The organism is Planococcus soli, assembly GCF_016881065.1.
GTDB classification, from domain to species: Bacteria; Bacillota; Bacilli; order Bacillales_A; family Planococcaceae; genus Planococcus; species Planococcus soli.
This window is the reverse complement of record NZ_WXYN01000051.1, coordinates 581961-603588: the sequence shown is the minus strand read 5'-3', so window position 1 is coordinate 603588 and position 21628 is coordinate 581961. Positions and strand designations below refer to the sequence as shown.

Here is a 21628-nt window from a genome sequence, read left to right as displayed (position 1 = left end):
ATTAAATCCCTCATTTTCGTCTAAAAGCGGCTTTTACCATACTACTATAGTTCTCTTGATAACTCAAGAGAGCAACTTTTCAGCCGCCCGCGACATTTTCTGCGAAAAATACCCAATAAACAAATCCCCAGGCGATGGCCATAGCTAAAATAAAAAGCAGCAAGACAAGATTCCCTTTTTTCATTGTTGAACAGCCTTTTTGGAATAGCTCAAATCCTGTTTAACTAAATCTTCGTTGGTTTCACGCTTGACTACAAGCTGATGCGCACCATTTTCGACGAAAACAACAGCAGGCCGTGCAATACGGTTGTAGTTGCTTGCCATTGAATAGCCGTAGGCGCCTGTACAGAAAACACTGAGCAAATCTCCGGCTTCAACAGGAGGCAGATCGGCTTGTTCGATGAGTTTATCTCCTGATTCACAGCATTTCCCTGCAATCGTGTATTGTTCAGTCAATGCAGCATTTGCTTTATTGGCTATCAGTGAACTGTATTTTGCTCCGTATAAAGCTGGCCGGATATTATCTGACATGCCGCCGTCTACCGCCGCATAGTTGCGGGTACCCGGCACTTCTTTCGTTGAGCCAATCGTATAAAGTGTCGTACCGGCATCGCCAATCAGCGAGCGGCCCGGTTCAATCCAAATTTCAGGAACCGGATAGCCTGAAGCTTCCGAAGTCTGCTTGACCGTGCGAATCATCTGTTCTACATAAACAGCGGGTTCAAGCGGGGCATCTTCCTCTGTATATCGGATGCCGAAACCTCCTCCGAGATTTAATACCGGACACGTGTAGCCAAATGCTGATTTCCATCCAGCCATTTTCTGGAGCAGCTTTTCTGCTGCCAACTGAAATGCCCCTGTATCAAAGATTTGAGAGCCAATATGGCAATGAAGGCCCATCAACTTCAAATACTCGTGGTCATAAGTTTGCTGAAATGCTCGATCTGCCTGGCCGTTCTTCAAGTCAAAGCCGAACTTTGAATCTTCCTGCCCGGTCGTGATGTAGTCGTGTGTGTGTGCTTCAATTCCAGGAGTTACGCGCAACAAGATGTTCATTGGTCGTTTGGATTGCTCGGAAAGTTTCTTCAATAAGCTAATTTCATGGAAATTATCGACTACAATGCAGCCGATCCCTACTTCAAACGCCATCTGCAACTCTTCCAAACTTTTATTGTTGCCGTGGAAATGAATCTTTTCAACCGGGAATCCTGCTTTTACGGCTGTGTACAATTCACCAGCAGAAACAACATCCAGCGACAGGTTTTCTTCCGCTGCTACTTGGTAAATGGCGATGGTAGAAAATGCTTTGCTCGCATATGCAACCTGATAGCCGATTCCCGCTTCTTCAAAGGTTTGCTGAAATGCTTTTGCACGGTCCCGGAATAATTGAATATCGTAGACGTACAGCGGTGTGCCATATGTTTTCGCCAATTCTACCGAATCGGTTCCGCCAATCGTCAAATGGCCCTGCTCATTAATAGTTTGTGTGCCGTATAAATGCAATAAAAGCCCCTCCTGATGGTATATGTATGTGAAAAATCTTGCTGAGCAGCTACCCAGCAAGATTTTTTGTCAATCGGTGATCAAAGCAGAAATTAGCTTGATTTTTTCAACCGGTTCACTTGTATATTCGATACTATTATATATCATATTAGAACATTCTGCGAGTTCTTGTGTGTTGGAATAAATTGTAGCGATCGACTCGCCGGCTTTAACGAAGTCCCCTACTTTTTTGTGAAGGACAATGCCGACAGCCAAGTCGATTTTAGATTCTTTTGTTGCTCTGCCTGCTCCCAGCACCATAGCCGCTGTGCCAATCTCATCTGCTTCCATAAACGAAATGTAGCCTTCTTCTTTGGAAGGGACTTCTGTAACAAATTCAGCTTGTGGCAATAATGTGACATCATCCACCACTGCCGGATTGCCGCCCTGATCGGCTATAAACTGCTTGAAGAATTCCAGTGCTTGCCCATTTTCAATTACGTTTTCGAGCATCTTCCGTGCTTCTTCCAACGTATCTGCCTTGCCGCCGACAACTACCATCTGGCTGCCGAGCACCATGCACAATTCCGTCAAATCTTCTGGTCCTTTGCCTTGCAGGGTTTCAATCGCTTCTTTGACTTCCAGAGCGTTGCCAATGGCAAAGCCCAGAGGCTGGCTCATATCCGAAATGATGGCCATCGTTTTTCTGCCTGTCGCGTTTCCGATTCCAACCATCGCGTGCGCTAATTCTTTGGCATCTTCCGGCGTTTTCATAAATGCACCTTCGCCTGTTTTAACGTCTAGAACGATAGCGTCAGCTCCAGCTGCGATTTTTTTGCTCATGATCGAGCTGGCGATCAAGGGAATGCTGTTGACAGTTCCTGTTACATCACGGAGTGCATACATTTTTTTATCTGCAGGAGTCAGATTGCCGCTTTGGCCAATCACTGCGAGTTTATGGTCATTTACTTGTTTGATGAAATCCTCAGTCGACAGTTCTACATGGAAACCATCAATTGCTTCTAATTTATCAATGGTTCCCCCTGTATGTCCAAGGCCGCGTCCGCTCATTTTGGCAACCGGAACACCGCATGCTGCGACTAATGGTCCAAGTACAAGAGTGGTTGTATCGCCGACACCGCCGGTAGAGTGCTTATCGACCTTGATGCCTTTAATTGCCGACAAGTCGATTTGATCCCCTGACTCAGCCATGGCCATTGTCAGGTCTGCCCGCTCCCGTTCTGTCATATTCTGAAAATAAACAGCCATCAGGAAAGCACTCATCTGGTAATCTTCAATGTCTCCATTTGTATAGCCGGTGATGACGAACTTGATTTCTTCAGTCGATAACTCGTTGCCGTCTCTTTTCTTTTCAATCAAATCTACCATTCTCATGAATACTACCGCCTTTGTAGGTTAGTTTCTGAACAAATCAACTATATAAGTTGATCTAAAGATTTTCGCCTGCTGATTTATCGCTCCACCGTTCCCTTAGGAGTTGCTGCTGATTTGTTCCTTTTTTATTTATTTAAACGAGCTAAAAAACTCTTGCCGAATTTAGGCATCGCTACTGAAAAGTTTTCAGCAATAGTAGCGCCGATATCCGAGAATGTTTTGCCTGTTTCCAGCTGCTCGCCGCCAGAAAAACGCGGCGAATAAACTAATAGCGGCACGTATTCACGAGTATGATCAGTGCCAGGGAATGTAGGATCATTGCCATGATCTGCTGTAATGATCAACAAGTCATCTTCCTGCATTTTTTCCAGCACTTCAGGCAACCGGACATCGAATGCCTCCAGTGCATCTCCATACCCTTGCGGATCTCGGCGATGGCCATAAAGTGCATCAAAGTCCACCAGATTCAAGAAGCTCAACCCATGGAAATCTTCACCGGCAACTTGCACGAGCTTGTCCATGCCATCCATATTGTCTTTTGTCCGCAAAGATTTTGTAACCCCTGCACCATTGTAGATATCATCTATTTTCCCGATGGCGATGACATCTTTTCCGCCATCTTTCAGCTCGTTCATGACAGTGCGGTCAAATGGCGCCAGAGCATAATCGTGGCGATTTGTTGTCCGCTTGAAGGCTCCAGGCTGGCCCAGGAATGGACGCGCAATAACACGGCCGACTAAATATTCAGGCTCTAATGTCAATTCCCGTGCTATCTCACAAATGCGGTAAAGCTCTTCCAATGGAATGATTTCTTCATGAGCCGCAATCTGCAAAACCGGATCAGCCGATGTATAGACGATGATAGCTCCCGTCTCCATATGCTGCTGGCCAAGTTCATCCAGAATTTCAGTGCCGCTGGCCGGTTTATTGCCTAGAACTTTACGGCCTGTCTTTTCCTCCAGCTGCTGGATCAATTCTTCCGGAAAACCGTCTGGATAAACTTTAAAAGGTGTATCGATGTTTAAGCCCATGATCTCCCAATGGCCTGTCATCGTGTCTTTTCCGACAGAAGCTTCCTGTAATTTCCCGTAATAAGCTGAAGGAGATTTTGCGGCTGCAAGCCCTTTCACCGGAACGATGTTTGCAAGTCCCAGCTTCTCCATGTTCGGCATGTTCAACCCGCCAACTGCTTCTGCAATATGGCCGAGCGTATCTGATCCTGTATCTCCAAAAGCTTCAGCGTCCGGTGCTTCACCGATCCCCACTGAATCCAATACAACTAAATGTACACGGTTAAAAGGTTTGTTTGTCATAAGTCTTCCTCCTTATTTTCGCTTTTATCTTACCACATATCCGTCCCTTGTCGGAAGTCAGACCTCTTTTTTTAAGCACGTGGATGAAATTGGGAATACACATCTTTAAGGCGTGTTTTGCTGACGTGAGTATAAATTTGGGTTGTTGAAATATCTGCATGGCCCAGCATTTCCTGGACTGCCCGTATGTCCGCTCCATTTTCCAGCAGGTGTGTAGCGAAAGAATGGCGCAGCGTGTGCGGCGTCAATTGTTTTTGGATTCCAGCTTTTTGGGCATGCTGCTTGAGCAGTTTCCAAAAGCCTTGGCGGGTCAGCCGTTTGCCGCGTTGATTGATGAACATGGCATCGGTTTTTTCTCCACTTTTCAGCAAGTCTATCCGCCCTTTTTCAAGATAGGTTTGGCAGGAATTCAGCGCTGATTTACCTAAAGGTATAATGCGCTCTTTTCCGCCTTTTCCTGTACAGCGGACAAATCCCATCGTCAAATGGACATCTTCCACATCCAAATTGATGCATTCACTGATTCGCATTCCGCTGGCGTATAACAGTTCCAGCATCGCCAGATCCCGCAGCCCATTAGCTTTATTAGTTGCAGGCGCCTGCATCAACACATCCACTTCTTCAATAGACAGGATATTCGGCAGTTTCTTGTCCATCTGAGGCATCTCCAAATGGACAGTAGGGTCGGTCTCAACAATGCGTTCACGAATTAGAAATTGGTGAAACGAACGAATAGACGAAATATGGCGCGCAACAGTTCGCGGCGTTTTCGTCGAATCCTTCAAGTGGCGCAAGTGATTTAATATATGTACCCGCTCAACTTTGCTTAGGGACTCCAGCTGCTCCACTTTTTTTAAATACTGCAGATAGACGTTGAGATCCCGTTGGTATGAAGATAAAGTATTATCTGCAAGCTGTTTTTCAACACGCAGAAAATGCAGGTAGTCGTCGAGTGCATCTTTGCCAAAGTTCATGCGTCTGCCTCCTTGGTTTTTTATATTTAAGGCAATCATTCTACCGCTAAAGCTTTTCTGTTTTTCCATAAAAAAAGGACGGCCATTATGGGCCGTCCTTTTGGCATCCGTTATTCTGATGGATTTTGAGAATTGCTGTCGTTGCAGCGCCAGCAGATGCCATGGAAAGTAAGACGGTGGTCTTTAATTTGGAAATTCCAGCGTTTCTCTACGATATTCTCCACATCTTCCAATAGATCTTCCTGTATTTCATCCACTGCTCCACATTCCAGGCACACAAGGTGATGGTGAAAATGTGCTGCGCCTTCCTGACGCAAATCATAGCGCGACACGCCGTCACCAAAATTTATTTTATCGACAATTTTTAATTCTGTTAAAAGTTCTAGTGTACGGTACACAGTTGCCAATCCGATTTCCGGTGCAATATCTTTTACTAAAAGATAGACGTCCTCTGCACTCAAATGGTCTTCTTCATGGTCTAACAAAACTCGAACTGTCGCTTCACGCTGTGGCGTCAATTTGTAACTCGCAGCGTGTAATTGCTTTTTAATCCGATCAATCCTGGTTTCCATGCGACGCCCTCCCTCAAACTGCCTTTATTATATCAAAAGGGAGTTCTCAATTACAACAATACTATCTGCCCTTTAATTATAATCGTTATAAAGAGAGAATTGTTTCAATTCTCAATTGAAAATCGCTGTTTTGCCCACAGCACAGCAAAAGCGGTTTTTGCATCATAAATCTTTTCATCAACGACCATTTGCTCTGCTTCTTCAATGGTCACTTCCATCAACTCTACAAATTCATCATCGTCCAACACCGCACCATTAGTGGCTTTGCTTAAGCCTTCAGCCGCAAACAGATGGACCACTTCGTTGGCGAAGCCTGGAGAGGTCGCAAAAGTCTGGATTTTAACCAGCTTTTCAGCGGTATACCCTGTCTCCTCTTCCAGTTCACGCATTGCGGTGTATTCCGGTGCTTCTCCAGGCTCGAGCTTGCCCGCTGGAATTTCTATCAGTGAACGCTCCAGTGCTTTCCGGTACTGCTCCACCAAGATGATTTTGTTTTCCGGAGTGATGGCAATGATGGCAACTGCTCCCGGGTGCTCGACTAATTCACGTTTAGATGTATGGCCATTTGGAAGAGACACTTCATCAACTTTCAAGTTGATGATTTTCCCTTCGTACAAGCGATTGGAATGGATGGTTTTTTCTTCAAACTTTTTCATTGAAATCCTCTTTTCATTTGTGGTTTCTCTAAGGAAAAGTATACCATATAGGGGACGACAGACTAAACGAGGTGGAGAAATGAAGAAAAACTTTTTGGGCAATAGCGGAATTGAAGTAAGCGAGATCGCTCTGGGATGTATGTCTTTGCCGAGTGATGCCAAAAAAGCAGGCAGCATTGTTGACGAAGCAATTGCACAGGGCATCAATTATTTTGATACTGCCGATTTGTATAATAAGGGCAAAAACGAAGAAGTGGTCGGCGAAGCATTAAAGCGCCACCGAAATGATATTGTGCTGGCCACCAAAGTGGGGAACCAGTGGAGTACTGAGTCAGATGAAGTCAACTGGAATCCAACCAAAGCGTACATTAAAGAACAGATCCATGCGAGCCTAAAGCGCCTTCAGACAGATTACATCGATCTGTATCAATTGCATGGCGGCATGATTAACGATGATTCAGAAGAAACTATTGAAGCTTTTGAAGAATTGAAAAAAGAAGGCTTGATTCGTGCTTATGGCATTTCCTCAATTCGCCCAAATGTCATCAAACGTTTTTTGGCAAACGGAAACATCGCCTCGATCATGATGCAATACAGCCTGTTGGACCGCCGCCCGGAAGAACTGCTTGACAGCATTGGCCAAGCCGGCAAGTCCGTGGTGACGCGCGGATCCTTGGCAAAAGGGTTGTTGACTGGCGAAGGACTTCAGCGTGCAGTTAAAATGGATGGCTACTTAAGCTATAGTGATTCTGAATTAAAAACTGTTCTGGAAAAACTATTGGCGGTTCACGATAATCTCCATGCAGTAGCATTGCACAGCGTATTAGAGCACAACACGATCAGTTCGGTCGTGGCAGGTGCCAGTTCTGCGGATCAGATCAAAGCAACCATTGATGCCTACAACACCCCGGTATCAGCCGAACAAATTGCACAGGCAAAAAAACTGACGCGCCAGGATATTTACCAGGAACACCGGGAATAAGCGATTCAATGATCAAAAAAAGCAGGCGCTACTCTTATAGGAGTAATGCCTGCTTTTTGCTGTATAAATTTATTTTTGTATCGGTCCTTCTACTACGATCTTGCCGATTGTCCGTCCCGTTAAAAGGCCATTGTAGGCTTCTTTTAAAGTTTCCGGATTGAGAGGCGACAAATGCTTGGTCATGGTCGAGCGGACTTCTTCTTTTTCCACCCAGTCAGAAATTTGCGTCAGAATATGGTGCTGGGAAACCATATCTTCTGTTTGGAAAACTGAACGCGTGTACATAAGTTCATAGGAAAACGTAACAGATTTCGAAAACAGCTCCAGGGAAAGCGGCTTGAAAGCTGGCAGAATCGAGCAGATTTTTCCTTGCGGCAAGATTGTTTTTGCCATGTTTTCCATGTGGTCATCTACATTAGTCAGGCTGAAAATGTAATGAACCCCTGAAAATCCGAGAGCTTCCAGTTGCGGTCCGAATGCCTCGTGGTGATTGATGATATGATCTGCGCCGTGTTCCAACGCCCACTCTTTTGATTCTGGACGTGAAGCTGTGCCTACTACGGTCAAGCCGGCAAGTTTGGAAATTTGGGTCGCAACCGATCCTACTCCACCAGCTGCTCCAATGATTAAGATTACTTTGTCTTTGTTGTCAGCCGGTTCCCGTGAGGCACCCAGCCGATCAAAAATTGCTTCGCACGCTGTGATGCTGGTCAAAGGCAGAGCTGCCGCTTCTGGAAAACCGATGTTCTTCGGCTTTTTGCCCACTATCCGCTCGTCTACCAGTTGGACTTCACTCAAACTCCCTGGAATATTGCTCGTTCCCGCATAGAAAACTTCATCTCCCACTTGGAAGAAACTGCAATCTTCTCCTACTTCGACAACTACTCCAGCAGCGTCACGGCCGACAATTGTTACTGATGAGTCATCTTCCTTCTTGCCGTCCCGCGTCTTTAAATCAGTTGGATTGACTGAAATCGCCTTTACCTCAACCAGCAAGTTTCTGCCGGTAGCTTTAGGGCGTTCAAGTTCTACCCGTTCGAAATTAGGTGCCTCTGTTGTTGAATTGGGTTTATAAAAACCCAATGCAGTCATTTTGTCTTGGTTCAATCTACTTCGCCTCATCTCTTTGGATTCTTCCCCAAAATTGTATACAATGCTTATTCTATCTATCTCCAGTGCTAGACACAAAAAATCAGCCTCTCCTCTCTATTTTCAAGGTCTATTTATCCCCCTAAAAAGTGCACGCGAAGATCTGTAAGCCAATTGTACCGCCTCAAATATTTAAATATTCAAAAAATATGGAAAATTAAGTTGTTTTTTATTTTATTTTTGGTATTATGAATAAATAGGTTCACCATTTATATTCAAAAAGAATATATATCCCTATCATAGTAGTATTTTATACTCATTTTTCAGGGAAGCCTGAGAAATTCAAATAAGATACGCACACCTAATAAAGGAGGACGAAAAATGATTAAGAAAATTTTCACTACAACTGCCGTATTAGCTTTGGTGTTAACAAATGTTTCATTAGCACCTTTGGCAGAAACGAGCCTGGAAAAGCCGACGAATATCAAACCGGCTAATTATGCATCGGATATCAGCCTTAACACTACTTTGGAAGGGATTGTCAAGGATTCAACAGGAGCAGGCATTAAAGCAGTAGATTTCAAAAAAGGGTTTACATATGACTTTGCGGGCAGCAATAGCATATCGGGCTTTGAGAACGATACAGCCGACAACCCCATATCTGTCCCAATACAAACTGGCTCGACTCCATTAACAGATGGACAAAAGGCTGCAATGGCATCAGATGATGACAAGACAGCAATAACAAAAAGCAGCAACGGCTTCCCTTCCCAGCGATTCGAAGTTGATGTATCAAAAGATTTGGCAGCGGGCAACTCGATTGAGCTTTATTGGGAAGGAAAAACATTAGCAAGCGGATTGGCCAATTTATCTGCATGGGACTTTAAAGCCGGCAACTGGGTAGCTTTAAGCCAAACACAAGGAAATGCCAATAACGATGAAATTGTACTAAAAGCGGAAATTGACAAAGACCGATTTGTCAAAGACGGCAAAGTCCAGGCAATGGTCCATGATTCTGGGACCCTTACCGATTCAAAAGATAAAGACTTTACAATGCTTTGGTTTACAGACACACAATATTACGCCCAGGATTATCCGGAAGTCTGGACGTCCATGACGGATTGGATGATTGAGGAATTTAAAAAAGGAAGCTATGAATACGCAATGCACACCGGTGACCTTGTCAACGAAGTACTCGATGAGGAACAATGGAAAGTAGCCGAGGAAAATCTGGACCGGATGGATGCGGCGAACATTCCGTATGGTGTGTTAGCCGGAAATCATGATGTAGTTATTGACAAACTTAACAAGACTTATGATTACACGATCTTCCAAAGATATGCTGGAATTGACCGCTTCCAAGACAAGCCTTGGTTTGGCGAAGCGATGAATGATGAAAACCAGAACCATTATGATCTGTTCTCATTTGGCGACCATGATTTCATTTTCCTTTACCTTGGATTTGGCAGAGACGGGTCAGCTGAAACTGTCGAATGGGCAAATAGGGTCCTAGCAGAGCACGCAGACCGCAATGCGATCGTCGGTATGCATGAAAACATCAATTCATTGGCACAATATGTGACCGAAGAAGCAAGAATCGTCAACAGAGAAATCGTCGTTCCGAATGAAAACGTCAAAATGGTGCTTAGCGGACATCACCATGGCGCAAATTATCGTGTGAAGAAACTTGAAAATGAAGACGGTACAGACCGTGAAGTGCTGGAAGTGTTGGCGAATCACCAAGGCAATACCCCTCCAGACCGTGGGCAAGGATATTTGAAGATGTTGACGTTTGATCCAACAGATGAAACATTGGACTTTGTTTCATATTCACCTTATCTTGACGATTATGATTTCGACCAGTTCGATCCTGCAAAAGAAAGCTTTACGGCGCAATTTGATTTAGCCGATGTAGAAGCCAAAGAAAATCCTAGACAAATCGAAACGGATTACATGGCTGTCAATATCTACACAGATCAACTTATCGGCCAAGATACAAATCTCCAATCAGGTGATACAGCTTCAGTCGAGTGGAATGGACTAAGTAAAAACACGACGTATCACTGGTACATGAACATGACCAATGCGGCAGATGAAAGCGAAAAATCGGCAATTTACCGATTTACGACGGGATCAACAGAGCCGGAGCCGGAACCAGAACCAGAACCAAATCCGAATCCAACTTTCTCTGATGTCAGTCCTGACGAGCCAAAATGGGCTTATGAATCAATTGAAAAAATGGCTGGCAAAGGGATTATCATAGGTAATCCTGATGGGACTTTCGGATGGAGAAACGGCATTCAAAGGCAACATGTTGCTTTGATGTTCGACCGGGCTTTACCGGAACTAGTAAGCTCTTCACCGTATGAAATGTTCGATGATATTCCAGACACACATGTTTATTTCGAAGAAATCATGGCTACACAGCAGGCTGGAATTTTTACAGGCTACCAAAATAAGTTCCGTCCTAAAGAACAGCTAACCCGTGAAGAAATGGCTAAGGTATTAGTGACAGCATTTGAAATTACAGAAGAAGGCTCTCACAACTTCCCTGATGTTGAAGAAGGCTGGGCAGATCAGTATATCGACACGCTATATGCTGCCGGAATCACTATCGGTTCGTCTGGCGGAAAGTTCAATCCGAAAGCCAATGTAACAAGAGCCGAATTTGCTGTCTTTATGGACAGAGCTTTAGAGTATTCTGAAGAACAATAGACCATTAAAGAAGAGGAACCCGCAACTGCGGGCTCCTCTTCTTTTTTTGATTAAGCTACATCCAATCCCTTAAAAAAACTATAATGGAATTACCAAAAGCCATTCATTGATACCTTAAACTATACAGGGAGGTGAATTCATGATTACCCGTCATACAGTCATTTCACTTGGCGTGTCTCAGCTCGTCTGCTGGGGAATCTCCTATTACTTGATTGCCGCTTTTGGCGCACGGATTGCTGAGGATCTCGGCTGGGGTGAACCTTTTGTCTATGGTGGCTTTTCAGCCGCTTTGATCATTATGGCTGTAACTTCTCCACTGACTGGCCAGGCCATCGACCGATTTGGCGGCAAAGTTGTAATGACTGCAGGTTCGCTAATGCTCGCAATCGGCTGCGGGGGAATTGCCCTGTCCTACTCTATTGAAGCTTATTATCTCTCCTGGATGCTGTTGGGATTTGCTATGCGTTTGTGTCTTTATGATGCAGCATTCGCAGCATTGGCAAGGATTGGGGGAGTACATGCTAAGCGTCCCATCTCCCAAATCACGCTTTTAGGCGGACTTGCTTCCACTGTTTTTTGGCCGATTGGCTTCTTTTTGGCTGAAACTTTCGGCTGGCGAATGGCCCTTATGATTTATGCCATTTTTGCTTTGTTGACGATCCCATTACATTTGTCAATTCCCACCAGCCGATTCGGCGTTCAGACAAAAGCATCTGATGTTAAACAACTGTCGTTTCCTTCTCCTTCTGCTGCTACTGCGAGAGAGCAATGGGCTGCCGGGAGCTTGTATGCACTGATCTTTACATTATTGAACTTTTTGAATTCTGCTATGTCTACCCATATGATTACTCTTTTGGCAGGACTCGGGCTTACTGCCGCTCTTTCCGTATGGATTTCAACGCTGAGGGGAATCGGACAATCCTTCGCCCGGGTCTGTGAAGTCCTTTTCGGCGCACGCCTCCACCCTGTTTCCTTAACCATCCTGGCTTCCTTGTTTTTGCCTGTCGGATTTATTATTGGTCTTTTCAGTGGACAGTTTCTTGCAGCTTCGCTGCTATTCGCCTTTCTTTTTGGCGCCGGTAACGGGCTGATGACGATTACGAGAGGAACATTGCCGCTCGTTTTGTTTGACCACGAAACTTATGGATCGCTTGTCGGAAAGCTTCTCGTACCCGGCTTCTTATTGTCTGCAATTTCACCCATCGTTTATACTTACATTATCCAACACTACGGTGAACAAACGGCACTGGTCATTTCGGCCGCTCTGTCATTCGTTATTTTTGTGCTGTCGCTTTTACTGAAATCAAGATTTTATCCCACTGCAGCAAAACAGTAACACCTATCATATCGTCTTAAGAAAAGAGGAAAGAGGATGAAAATCCAAGTCATCGGTGGTTCCGGCACCGGCAAAAGCACATTAGCGAAATACATCAGCGAACAAGAAAACTGTGTATGGATTGATACAGATCGCTATCTTTGGAAAGACAGCTCTTTTACTGAAAATCACCCGGCAGAAAAGCGGTTGGAGCTTTATGAGAAGGATATGCAATCGACAGACCGCTACGCCGTGTCAGGCTCTGTTTTTTCGTGGTGCAAAGATGGTTTCAACAACCGGGAACTTTTTATTTTCTTGGAACTAGATGAAGCCGAACGGATGAAACGCCTGTTGGAGCGGGAAGCAAATCGGGGCAACCTTAATAACATGTGGCCAGACCAGAAAGGCAAACCCACCAATGATTTTATAGAATGGTGTAAAACCTACCACACATCGACCGATAAAACCGCAGTTGGTACATACGCAGCCCATATGCATGAACTTGAACTATCCCAAAGCCCAATTCTCAAACTCAATAGCTCAAAATCGACAGAAGAATTGTATCGGGAAATAGCAGCAGCTTATAAAAAATTAAAGCGATACATATAAATAGCCAGTCCCTTGTAAAAGGGGACTGGCTATTTATTAGCAATATAGATTTTGGACGAACAGCCAATACGCTTTTAAAACTTATTGCCCTTATCTCCATGGCGCTCCAGCAATTCCGCGAACGACAAGTTCTTTTCGCGTTCCTTGCGTTCGAATAAGCGCTGTGCTTCTTTTTCTTCTTCCTGCTTTTGTTCTTCTTTCAGCAAGTCTTTTTTTGTTTGTTTCAGTTTTGCCAATATGTCTTCAGACAGCCCACTGTTGGATTCTTCTTTTCTTTTAGCCATAATTCTTCTCTCCTTAAGGACGTTTAATGACAGTCGCAATTCCTTGCCCGCCGCCAATGCACAACGTCGCCAGGCCGGTTTTGGCATCGCGCTTGATCATTTCATGCAGCAAAGTGACAAAAATGCGGGTGCCGCTTGCTCCGATCGGATGTCCGATCGCAATGGCTCCTCCATTGACATTCAAGATGTCATGGTTGAATTTCAGTTCACGGTCAACCGCAATCGATTGGGCCGCAAAAGCCTCATTTGCTTCGATCAGTTCGATGTCCCCAAGTGACATCTCTGCCTTCTGCAAAGCATTTTTCACAGCCTGCACAGGACCGATGCCCATCACAGCCGGATCGACGCCTGCATTGCCGTTAGCTACTACAGTCGCAAGCGGTGTCAGTCCCAATTCCTCAGCTTTTGCTTTTGACATGACCACAACGGCTGCTGCCCCGTCATTGATGCCTGAAGCGTTGCCCGCTGTTACACTGCCATCTTTTTTGAAAGCCGGACGCAGCTTTCCTAGACGTTCTTGGTTTGAATCGCTCTTGACATACTCATCCGCCTTAAAGATGATCGGATCTCCTTTACGCTGCGGAATTTCCACTGGCACGATTTCATCATTAAATCTGCCGGATTCGATTGCCGCTGTGGCACGAGCCTGTGACCGGGCTGCAAACTTGTCCTGTTCTTCGCGGGTGATGTCATAGCGGTCGCATAAGTTCTCCGCTGTTACGCCCATATGATAATCGTTGAATGCACAAGTTAGACCATCAACCAGCATGCTGTCGACCACTTTTTGGTCTCCCATGCGGAAACCGCTGCGGGCATTTTCCATTAAGTAAGGTGCCCGGCTCATGTTTTCCATTCCGCCTGCCACGACAATTTCTGCATCTCCAGCGTAAATCGCCTGGTATGCCAACTGAATCGACTTTAATCCAGATCCGCATACTTTGTTGATGGTCATAGCCGGAACGGTTTCCGGCAGCCCCGCATGGATAGACGCCTGCCGCGCCGGGTTTTGGCCAAGCCCTGCCTGAAGTACATTCCCCATAATGACTTCAGAGACCTGGTCCGGTTGAACGCCTGCGCGTTCGATGGCTTCTTTGATGACGATCGCCCCTAGCTGTGTAGCCGGTACATCCTTGAGCGCTCCTTGGAATGAACCTACGGCTGTTCGGACAGCGCTTACAATAACGATTTCCTGTGACATGAAATTTTCCCCCTTGGTTGATTGTTTGCAAGTTGCTCTTTTATCCCTTCCCTCTATACAATGGAAAGCAGGGGGGATACTATGTTCAGTTTACCAAAAAATGCAACGATTATCGAGGTCGGACCTCGAGATGGCCTTCAAAACGAAGGGAAACTTGTAAAAGCCGAAGATAAGCTTCAATTTATAGCTGCTTTGCAGCAAGCCGGAATTCAGGAAATGGAATTAACATCTTTTGTGTCGCCAAAATGGGTGCCTCAAATGGCTGATGCCAAGGAGATTGTCGCTCAAACGAAACAAGTCGGGCGCCAGTTCGTATTGACGCCAAATGAACGCGGCATCACTGCTGCTCTTGAGGCTGGCGCGCAGTCTTTTGCCGTATTCGTCGGCGTTTCCAATAGCTTTAATAAGAAAAATATCAATAAAACCACTGAAGAAAGCATGGAGGCGTTAAAGCCGCTGATCTTTAACTTGAAAGAACAAGGAGTTTTTGTCCGCGCCTGCATTTCAACTGCATTTTACTGCCCGTTCGAAGGGGCTGTTTCACCAGAAGCTACTATTGCGCTATGCCGCCAATTCGTGGATTGGGGAGTCGACGAATTGAGTGTCGCCGACACTATCGGCATGGCGAATCCGAAAGAGAGCTATGAATTGTTCACTGAGCTGCTCGAAGCCTTTCCGGAAGTATTAATGACCGCCCATTTTCACGATACCCGCAGAATGGCTCTTGCCAATATCACAGCGGCACTCCAAGCAGGTGTAACCCGTTTTGATGCCTCTGCAGGCGGATTGGGCGGCTGTCCGTTTGCCCCCGGCGCTACCGGGAACGTCGCGACAGAGGATGTCGTCAACATGCTCCATCGGATGGATGTCCAGACAGGAATCGATTTGGACCTGCTTTGCCAGGCTATTGAAAAAATCGAGCCTCATGTGACGAATCCCGTTGCTACGGGCATGTATACGCTTTACAAAAACCAGGCGTAAGGAGCTTCTGCCATGAAGAAAAAATTGATTTGGACTTCCGCCATTGTTTCCAGCCTCCTTACAGCATCAGCCACTGTTGCAGGATTTATCGCCAGCAACAGGCTGATGTATGTAAAGAAAAAAGATGAACAGTTGATTCTGGAACGGGAAACCAGTGCCAAACGCTATGATGAAGTATGGTACTCCAATGTCCCCAAAAGCGAGCAGTGGATCGAGTCCGAAAACGGCTACCCGATCAAAGCTATATTTCTCGAGCCGCATGATACCAATCGTTATGTCATCATTTGCCACGGAGTGACAGAAAGCAAAGTTAACTCATTCAAGTTTGCACGGATGTTCGAGCGTCTCGGCTTTAATTCGGTTGTTTACGATCACCGCCGCCATGGCGACTCCGGCGGAAAAACAACCAGTTTTGGACATTTTGAAAAAATTGATTTGAAGGCTGTTGTCCAAGCCTTGCAATTGCATGTCGGTAATGACTTGTTTTTCGGCATCCACGGTGAATCAATGGGAGCCGCGACAACGCTTCTTTATGCGGGCATGGAAGATACCGCAGCCTTCTATATTTCCGATTGTGCCTACTCCGATATTTATGAACAAGTTCTTCATGTGATGAAAACGACAACACCGCTGCGCACAACATTGGCTTTGCGCCTTGCCAGTTTGTTCATGAAAATGCGGGATGGTTATTCTATTTCCACGGTATCGCCACGGGAAACGGTCAAAAACATCGAGAAACCAGTTCTGTTTATCCACAGCGTCAACGATGACTTTGTCCTGCCAAAAATGAGCGAAGAACTTTATGCACTGAAGCAAGGCCCAAAAGAGTTGAAGTTGTTTACAGTGGGCGCCCATGCACAATCGTTCAATAAAAATCCGGAGGAATACGAAGAGGCTGTCGCTGAATTTCTGATGAAATACGGGCTGCTGACACCTAAGCAGCAAGAATCACATAGGTAATCTGCTGCAGCTGTTCCGACGTATCTAAAATAAAAAAGCACGCCGCGGCGTGCTTTTTCTTATGGCGTTTTCTTCTTATTGAGCACCAGCTTCATGCCTGCCTGCCCTTCTGCTCCAATGAACAGCTCGGTAATCGGACCACTTTTCACAATGCCTGTAACATGTAACTCGATGGTATCTAAGTTGTAGTCCGTCATGTCTTTCACCAGTTCCTGAATTTTGTCTAATGAAACCGGAAATGCTTTTGTTAAACTCGTGCTTTCCAGATGAAATTTCCCTTTTTCTTTTTCATCCTCTTCGATAACCGGCAAGTAAAACTTTAACTCTTCGTGATCTGCCATTTAAAACGCCTCCTTTGTTTCTTACTTTCTGTAAAGCAATAAAACCAGGATCTTACAGGCAACATACCCGTTATGAGAAACTCTAATAGCTGTTTAAAGACAAAATAAAAAAAGCACTCCGCAGAGTACTTTTTATTTTTTAGCTGGTTTGCCAGGTTTAGTTGACGCTTTATTCATCTGAGACATCATTTGATTGATTTTTTTCTGAGACGGTTTTTGTCCCATTTGCATCATCATGATTCGCAGCATTTCTTCATTGATTGGTGGGTTGTCTTGCAAATATTTCATCATATATCGACGTGCGATAAAGAATCCAAGTGCAACACCTGCGAGTAAAGCCACGATAACGATTACGATCCAGATCCATGTATCCATTCTTGTTACCTCCTTCGTGTTGCGTAAATAAGTAGTGCACCACAATGGATTATACTATAAAAAAAGATTTGTGACCATAAGCAGGAGAATAATTAACAGAAACTTCGCTTAGAAAAACTTTTTTAGAGCTCTATCAAGCAACCATGCAGATGTTTCCATCACAAAAGAACAAAAAAATGGAGGCATCAGCTGCCTCCATTCTCCAACTTAGTTTTCGTTGATCAAACTTTTCACTTTGCTTGCTACGTTATCAGCAGTGAAACCGAACTCTTCCATAATGCGGTCGCCCGGAGCACTTGCACCAAAACGGTCGATTGCCAGAATGTCGCCTTCGTCGCCTGTGTAACGATCCCAGCCGAATGAAGTACCGACTTCGATAGCCAGGCGCTTTTTAACCGTTTTCGGAATAACGGATTGCTTGTATTCCTTATCCTGTTTTTCGAAACGGTCCCAAGACGGCAGAGATACAACAGATACTGAAATTCCTTCTTCAGCCAATTGTTTCTGCGCAGCTACAGCCAGGCTTACTTCAGATCCGGTTGCCAGCAATAGCGCCTGCGGATTTTCAGCAGGTGATACGACATAAGCGCCTTTTTCCACACCAGCTTCAGCAAGTTCTGCACTGTTTTCTAAAATCGGCAGATCCTGACGTGAAAGCACCAATAAAGTAGGTGTTGTTTTAGCTGTCAACGCCAAACGCCACGCTGCTTTCGTTTCGTTGGCATCAGCAGGACGAACAACGCTTAAGTTCGGCATTGCACGAAGAGAAGCCAAATGTTCAACCGGTTCATGCGTTGGACCATCTTCCCCGACCGCTACACTGTCATGTGTGAAGACATAAGTTACTGGAAGACCCATTAATGCAGCCAGACGAATCGCCGGACGCACATAGTCACTGAAGACGAAGAACGTTCCGCCAAACACATGCAAACCGCCATGCAAAGCCATACCGTTCAAGGCAGCGCCCATTGCAAATTCACGGACACCGAACCAGATATTGCGTCCTTCAGGATGTTCCGCATCAAAATCGCCAGCGCCTTTGATGTTTGTTTTGTTGGATCCTGCAAGGTCAGCACTGCCGCCGAAGAATGAAGGAACCGTTTTCGCGATGGCATTGATCATGTCTCCAGAAGACGAACGAGTTGCTTGTTTTTTGCCAAACTCATATGTCGGGAATTCTGCATCAAAGTTTTCTGGAAGATCGCCGCGAATTGCCTTTTGCAATTGTTCAGCCAGCTCTGGATGTGCCGATTTATACTGTTCATATAATTCGTTCCACTGGGATTCAGCTTTTGCGCCAAGTTCTTCTGTTGCTTGCTCGAACGTTGCGTATACTTCATCAGGTACATGGAAATCCTTATCGAAAGTCCACTCGTAATATTCTTTAACCAGTTTCATTTCATCTTCACCAAGCGGTGCGCCGTGCGCATCTGCTTTACCGGATTTGTTTGGAGCACCGTAGCCGATGACCGTTTTTACTTCGATCAACGTTGGCTTATCCGATGAACTTTTGGCTTGCGCAATTTTTTCAGACAAATCATCCAACTCGTTGCCGTCATCGACGCGCAAGTAGTTCCAGCCGTATGATTCAAAACGCTTTTGAACATTTTCAGAGAAACTTTTGCCTAGTGGCCCATCTAATGAAATGTCGTTGCTGTCATATAATACAACCAATTTATTTAATTTCAAGTGGCCAGCAAGAGAAATGGCTTCCCCGGCAACGCCTTCCATCAAATCACCATCTCCGCATAATGAAAAAGTATGGTGATCAACGACGTTCATGCCTTCTTTATTATATGTAGCCGCTAAATGGCGCTCAGCCATTGCCATGCCGACTGCCATGCCAATTCCTTGGCCAAGTGGTCCTGTTGTTGCTTCTACGCCTGTAGTGTGGCCGTATTCCGGATGGCCTGGCGTTTTCGAATCCCATTGGCGGAAATTTTTGATTTCATCCATTTCCAAACCATAGCCGCTCAAGTGAAGCAGGCTGTATAGAAGCATGGAACCATGTCCTGCCGACAACACAAAACGGTCGCGGTTAAACCAATCCGGGTTTTTCGGGTTGTGGTTCATGTGTTTAGTCCACAATGTATACGCCATTGGAGCTGCGCCCATTGGCAATCCTGGATGGCCAGAATTTGCTTTTTCAATAGCATCGATGGAAAGTGTACGAATTGTAGTCACTGCAAGTTGATCTGCGTGGGTTGACATAGTAACATCCTCTCTCAAACAAAAATAGAATCCCTTTCTAGTTTAGTCAACAATAGAAAAGAATACAATGAAAAAGAGAATAAGTATTTAATTCAAATACTTATTCTCTCGAATATTTTTGACCTTATCCGGAGTTACATCGTTTCCGTTCGGGTCAATCACTTTTACGTTTTCAATTGTGCCGCGCATGGTTTTGCGGAAAGTCTGCAAGTATTCCTGGCGCAAAAGGGATTGCTCTTTCGCTTCTTCTTTTGATAAACCAGCAGTTTTCGACTTGCGTGACAACTGGTTTATTCGGCTTAATTTATCTGGCGATAACATAGACATCCACCTTTCTTCTTTTCATATGGTACAAAAAAAGTTGGGTTTCTGCAATGTTTTAGTCTTTCATTAGCTTTTCATATTCCTTATACCGGCGATGGACGGTAGCTTTGCTCGCCTGATAGCCAAATCCCTGCAGGGTAACAGCGATTTCGCTGAAAGTCAGGCCATTGGTCTTCAAACTGACAATTTGGTCAATGGGCAAATCCAAGCGTTCCCGGCCATCCGGATTGCCTTTGCCTTTTAAATTTTTTTCCGGTTGATAGCCGTTTTCCACAGCGCGTTTCATGCCCCGTTTAATTTTGGCATTATGTATTTTGCGCTGGTATTCTTCTACGACCGCCAAAATTTCAAGGACCATATCATCCATATCATTTAATGCAATGGGTCCCCGGTCAGATAGGGTATAAACTTCCACACCGTATTTTTTCATCACATGCAGTAGTGCGATGCGGGCATGCCCTCTGCCTAAACGCGTCTCATCTTGAATGAACACTGCATCGACCTGCTCGGTTTTGATTGAGTTCAACATCTCCAGCAGCCCTTCACGGTCCATTTCGTAGCCGCTATGCTGATCGGCAAAAACGCCATCCACTTTGTAGGATTGTTCAAACGCGAACTTCATCAGTTCCTCTTCCTGTCTCTCAAGCGAAGATTCCTGAGTATCTTTGGTCGTGCTGACACGGCAATAAATTAATGCATTTTTTTTCATTCAGCATCACCTGCAAATTTAATGGTCTCATCAGGAGCAAATTTTAATTGGTCGCTGGGTATCTTAAGAGATTGCCCTGCTATAATTTTAGGAGTTGAAAGATTGTTTTCCTTCATGATATCCTCTATCCACTCATGATGGGGAGTCGTGCCGCTGAACGATTCAGCTAAAGTCCAAAGTGTATCGCCTTCTTCTATTTCAACTTGGCTCATTTGTGCACTGTTCGTATTATGGGACAGGATCGCATAAAAAGTAAATACCACAATTAAAGCAAAAAATACGATTAAGTAAGAATTTTGTCGGATGATTGTCATTCTGATCGCCTCCTGAGAATATATGTTCGGAATGTATGTTCTCATAATAATGCGAACAGGTGTTTTTGTCAAGAATTAAATTCGAACCTATGTTTGCATTTCACAGCCCGAGTTGGTATACTATTGGTAGAAATCAAGTAGAATTACTCAAATGAGGTGAAACTGTTGAAAAAAGTATCCAAGCGACAAGAAGATATTCTGACATTCATAAAAGAAGAAGTTCGCCTAAAAGGCTATCCACCGTCCGTTCGTGAAATTGGTGAAGCAGTCGGCCTGGCATCCAGTTCGACCGTACACGGCCACTTGGCACGCCTTGAAAGCAAAGGCCTGATCCGGCGTGATCCAACAAAACCAAGAGCAATTGAAGTAATCAGCACTGATGAAGCGCTTATTGATAAAAGCCCAGTTTTGCATGTGCCGTTAATCGGTAAAGTCACAGCCGGCATTCCTATTACAGCCATTGAAAATGTGGAAGAGTTTTTCCCGCTTCCCCAGAGCTACGGCACAGAAGATGACCACATCTTTATGCTTGAAATTATGGGTGAAAGTATGATCGAGGCCGGTATTCTTAACGGCGATTACGTCATTGTCAAACAGCAGCAAACTGCCAATAACGGCGACATCGTTGTTGCAATGACTGCTGAGGATGAAGCGACAGTCAAACGTTTCTTCCGTGAAGAAAGTTATTTCCGCCTGCAGCCTGAGAACTCATCGATGGATCCTATCATTGTCGACCAAGTGTCCATACTTGGAAAAGTTGTTGGCGTTTACCGCCAGATCCACTAAAAAACACCGGAGAAAATTCTCCGGTGTTTTTTATTTATATTAT

The 21628-nt window shown here is 45.0% G+C and carries 22 protein-coding genes; 7 read left to right on the top strand and 15 right to left on the bottom strand.

Annotated features, from left to right (window positions below):
• Window positions 1-180: 180 nt before the first annotated feature.
• The 6 genes from lysA to GJB59_RS17690 all read right to left on the bottom strand — a co-directional run bounded on the left by lysA (window position 181) and on the right by GJB59_RS17690 (window position 6392).
• Window positions 181-1503, bottom strand: a complete 1323-nt coding sequence (gene lysA, locus GJB59_RS17715) for a diaminopimelate decarboxylase (protein ID WP_142826491.1) — start codon at window positions 1501-1503, stop codon at window positions 181-183.
• Between the two features lie 69 nt (window positions 1504-1572).
• Window positions 1573-2877, bottom strand: a complete 1305-nt coding sequence (locus GJB59_RS17710) for a pyrimidine-nucleoside phosphorylase (protein ID WP_142826492.1) — start codon at window positions 2875-2877, stop codon at window positions 1573-1575.
• 125 nt (window positions 2878-3002) lie between these two features.
• Window positions 3003-4190, bottom strand: a complete 1188-nt coding sequence (gene deoB / locus GJB59_RS17705) for a phosphopentomutase (protein ID WP_142826493.1) — start codon at window positions 4188-4190, stop codon at window positions 3003-3005.
• 71 nt (window positions 4191-4261) lie between these two features.
• Window positions 4262-5164, bottom strand: a complete 903-nt coding sequence (gene xerD / locus GJB59_RS17700) for a site-specific tyrosine recombinase XerD (RefSeq protein ID WP_142826494.1) — start codon at window positions 5162-5164, stop codon at window positions 4262-4264.
• A gap of 110 nt (window positions 5165-5274) precedes the next feature.
• Window positions 5275-5736 carry a ferric iron uptake transcriptional regulator gene (gene fur, locus GJB59_RS17695; RefSeq protein WP_008430965.1) on the bottom strand — a complete coding sequence of 154 codons (462 nt, stop codon included), beginning with the start codon at window positions 5734-5736 and terminating at the stop codon, window positions 5275-5277.
• Window positions 5737-5840: 104 nt separating this feature from the next.
• Complete coding sequence (locus tag GJB59_RS17690) at window positions 5841-6392, bottom strand: NUDIX hydrolase (protein WP_142826495.1); 552 nt, start codon at window positions 6390-6392, stop codon at window positions 5841-5843.
• A 79-nt stretch (window positions 6393-6471) separates the two neighbouring features.
• On the opposite strand from GJB59_RS17690, the gene GJB59_RS17685 reads away from it, so the two are divergent.
• Window positions 6472-7374, top strand: a complete 903-nt coding sequence (locus GJB59_RS17685; RefSeq protein ID WP_142826496.1) for an aldo/keto reductase — start codon at window positions 6472-6474, stop codon at window positions 7372-7374.
• 69 nt (window positions 7375-7443) lie between these two features.
• On the opposite strand, the gene GJB59_RS17680 is transcribed toward GJB59_RS17685, so the two are convergent.
• Complete coding sequence (locus tag GJB59_RS17680; protein WP_236015729.1) at window positions 7444-8481, bottom strand: zinc-binding alcohol dehydrogenase family protein; 1038 nt, start codon at window positions 8479-8481, stop codon at window positions 7444-7446.
• A gap of 363 nt (window positions 8482-8844) precedes the next feature.
• On the opposite strand from GJB59_RS17680, the gene GJB59_RS17675 reads away from it, so the two are divergent.
• The 3 genes from GJB59_RS17675 to GJB59_RS17665 all read left to right on the top strand — a co-directional run bounded on the left by GJB59_RS17675 (window position 8845) and on the right by GJB59_RS17665 (window position 13102).
• Window positions 8845-11178, top strand: coding sequence for an S-layer homology domain-containing protein (locus GJB59_RS17675; RefSeq protein ID WP_142826497.1), 2334 nt, complete (start codon window positions 8845-8847; stop codon window positions 11176-11178).
• Between the two features lie 139 nt (window positions 11179-11317).
• Entirely contained in the window at window positions 11318-12514 is a 1197-nt protein-coding gene (locus GJB59_RS17670) for an MFS transporter (protein WP_142826498.1), read from the top strand.
• Window positions 12515-12550: 36 nt separating this feature from the next.
• Complete coding sequence (locus GJB59_RS17665) at window positions 12551-13102, top strand: AAA family ATPase (RefSeq protein WP_142826499.1); 552 nt, start codon at window positions 12551-12553, stop codon at window positions 13100-13102.
• 74 nt (window positions 13103-13176) lie between these two features.
• Here GJB59_RS17665 and GJB59_RS17660 read toward each other — a convergent pair whose 3' ends face one another.
• Both GJB59_RS17660 and GJB59_RS17655 read right to left on the bottom strand, forming a co-directional pair.
• The gene (locus GJB59_RS17660) at window positions 13177-13386 is read right to left on the bottom strand and encodes a DUF3886 domain-containing protein (protein WP_142826500.1); all 210 of its coding nucleotides are present in this window, start codon (window positions 13384-13386) and stop codon (window positions 13177-13179) included.
• Window positions 13387-13399: 13 nt separating this feature from the next.
• Window positions 13400-14584, bottom strand: a complete 1185-nt coding sequence (locus GJB59_RS17655; RefSeq protein ID WP_142826501.1) for an acetyl-CoA C-acetyltransferase — start codon at window positions 14582-14584, stop codon at window positions 13400-13402.
• Between the two features lie 81 nt (window positions 14585-14665).
• On the opposite strand from GJB59_RS17655, the gene GJB59_RS17650 reads away from it, so the two are divergent.
• Both GJB59_RS17650 and GJB59_RS17645 read left to right on the top strand, forming a co-directional pair.
• Complete coding sequence (locus GJB59_RS17650) at window positions 14666-15565, top strand: hydroxymethylglutaryl-CoA lyase (RefSeq protein ID WP_142826502.1); 900 nt, start codon at window positions 14666-14668, stop codon at window positions 15563-15565.
• A 12-nt stretch (window positions 15566-15577) separates the two neighbouring features.
• On the top strand, window positions 15578-16525 hold the full coding sequence (locus GJB59_RS17645) for an alpha/beta hydrolase (protein WP_142826503.1): 948 nt from the start codon (window positions 15578-15580) through the stop codon (window positions 16523-16525).
• 59 nt (window positions 16526-16584) lie between these two features.
• Here the strand turns inward: GJB59_RS17645 and GJB59_RS17640 are convergent, their stop codons facing one another.
• The 6 genes from GJB59_RS17640 to yneA all read right to left on the bottom strand — a co-directional run bounded on the left by GJB59_RS17640 (window position 16585) and on the right by yneA (window position 20799).
• Window positions 16585-16866 carry a hypothetical protein gene (locus GJB59_RS17640; RefSeq protein WP_142826504.1) on the bottom strand — a complete coding sequence of 94 codons (282 nt, stop codon included), beginning with the start codon at window positions 16864-16866 and terminating at the stop codon, window positions 16585-16587.
• A 132-nt stretch (window positions 16867-16998) separates the two neighbouring features.
• Window positions 16999-17241, bottom strand: a complete 243-nt coding sequence (locus GJB59_RS17635) for a YneF family protein (protein ID WP_058384996.1) — start codon at window positions 17239-17241, stop codon at window positions 16999-17001.
• 207 nt (window positions 17242-17448) lie between these two features.
• Window positions 17449-19452 (bottom strand): transketolase, encoded by a 2004-nt coding sequence (gene tkt, locus GJB59_RS17630; protein WP_142826505.1) that lies wholly within the window; start codon window positions 19450-19452, stop codon window positions 17449-17451.
• A gap of 87 nt (window positions 19453-19539) precedes the next feature.
• Window positions 19540-19773, bottom strand: coding sequence for a DUF896 domain-containing protein (locus tag GJB59_RS17625; protein ID WP_142826671.1), 234 nt, complete (start codon window positions 19771-19773; stop codon window positions 19540-19542).
• Window positions 19774-19831: 58 nt separating this feature from the next.
• Window positions 19832-20485 (bottom strand): YneB family resolvase-like protein, encoded by a 654-nt coding sequence (locus tag GJB59_RS17620; protein ID WP_142826506.1) that lies wholly within the window; start codon window positions 20483-20485, stop codon window positions 19832-19834.
• Window positions 20482-20799 carry a cell division suppressor protein YneA gene (gene yneA, locus GJB59_RS17615; protein WP_142826507.1) on the bottom strand — a complete coding sequence of 106 codons (318 nt, stop codon included), beginning with the start codon at window positions 20797-20799 and terminating at the stop codon, window positions 20482-20484. The genes GJB59_RS17620 and yneA overlap by 4 nt, the downstream gene beginning before the upstream one ends.
• Before the next feature lie 165 nt (window positions 20800-20964).
• On the opposite strand from yneA, the gene lexA reads away from it, so the two are divergent.
• A complete protein-coding gene (gene lexA / locus GJB59_RS17610; RefSeq protein ID WP_142826508.1) occupies window positions 20965-21585 on the top strand; it encodes a transcriptional repressor LexA in 621 nt (206 codons plus the stop codon).
• Window positions 21586-21628: the final 43 nt, after the last annotated feature.

Excerpts from the sequence above, each read along its gene's own strand:
- GJB59_RS17710 (WP_142826492.1), bottom strand. The coding sequence starts at position 2,877 with ATGAGAATGGTAGATTTGATTGAAAAGAAAAGAGACGGCAACGAGTTA.
- deoB (WP_142826493.1), bottom strand. The coding sequence starts at position 4,190 with ATGACAAACAAACCTTTTAACCGTGTACATTTAGTTGTATTGGATTCA.
- xerD (WP_142826494.1), bottom strand. The coding sequence starts at position 5,164 with ATGAACTTTGGCAAAGATGCACTCGACGACTACCTGCATTTTCTGCGT.
- fur (WP_008430965.1), bottom strand. The coding sequence starts at position 5,736 with ATGGAAACCAGGATTGATCGGATTAAAAAGCAATTACACGCTGCGAGT.
- GJB59_RS17690 (WP_142826495.1), bottom strand. The coding sequence starts at position 6,392 with ATGAAAAAGTTTGAAGAAAAAACCATCCATTCCAATCGCTTGTACGAA.
- GJB59_RS17685 (WP_142826496.1), top strand. The coding sequence starts at position 6,472 with ATGAAGAAAAACTTTTTGGGCAATAGCGGAATTGAAGTAAGCGAGATC.
- GJB59_RS17675 (WP_142826497.1), top strand. The coding sequence starts at position 8,845 with ATGATTAAGAAAATTTTCACTACAACTGCCGTATTAGCTTTGGTGTTA.
- GJB59_RS17670 (WP_142826498.1), top strand. The coding sequence starts at position 11,318 with ATGATTACCCGTCATACAGTCATTTCACTTGGCGTGTCTCAGCTCGTC.
- GJB59_RS17665 (WP_142826499.1), top strand. The coding sequence starts at position 12,551 with ATGAAAATCCAAGTCATCGGTGGTTCCGGCACCGGCAAAAGCACATTA.
- GJB59_RS17660 (WP_142826500.1), bottom strand. The coding sequence starts at position 13,386 with ATGGCTAAAAGAAAAGAAGAATCCAACAGTGGGCTGTCTGAAGACATA.
- GJB59_RS17655 (WP_142826501.1), bottom strand. The coding sequence starts at position 14,584 with ATGTCACAGGAAATCGTTATTGTAAGCGCTGTCCGAACAGCCGTAGGT.
- GJB59_RS17650 (WP_142826502.1), top strand. The coding sequence starts at position 14,666 with ATGTTCAGTTTACCAAAAAATGCAACGATTATCGAGGTCGGACCTCGA.
- GJB59_RS17645 (WP_142826503.1), top strand. The coding sequence starts at position 15,578 with ATGAAGAAAAAATTGATTTGGACTTCCGCCATTGTTTCCAGCCTCCTT.
- GJB59_RS17640 (WP_142826504.1), bottom strand. The coding sequence starts at position 16,866 with ATGGCAGATCACGAAGAGTTAAAGTTTTACTTGCCGGTTATCGAAGAG.
- GJB59_RS17635 (WP_058384996.1), bottom strand. The coding sequence starts at position 17,241 with ATGGATACATGGATCTGGATCGTAATCGTTATCGTGGCTTTACTCGCA.
- tkt (WP_142826505.1), bottom strand. The coding sequence starts at position 19,452 with ATGTCAACCCACGCAGATCAACTTGCAGTGACTACAATTCGTACACTT.
- GJB59_RS17625 (WP_142826671.1), bottom strand. The coding sequence starts at position 19,773 with ATGTTATCGCCAGATAAATTAAGCCGAATAAACCAGTTGTCACGCAAG.
- GJB59_RS17620 (WP_142826506.1), bottom strand. The coding sequence starts at position 20,485 with ATGAAAAAAAATGCATTAATTTATTGCCGTGTCAGCACGACCAAAGAT.
- yneA (WP_142826507.1), bottom strand. The coding sequence starts at position 20,799 with ATGACAATCATCCGACAAAATTCTTACTTAATCGTATTTTTTGCTTTA.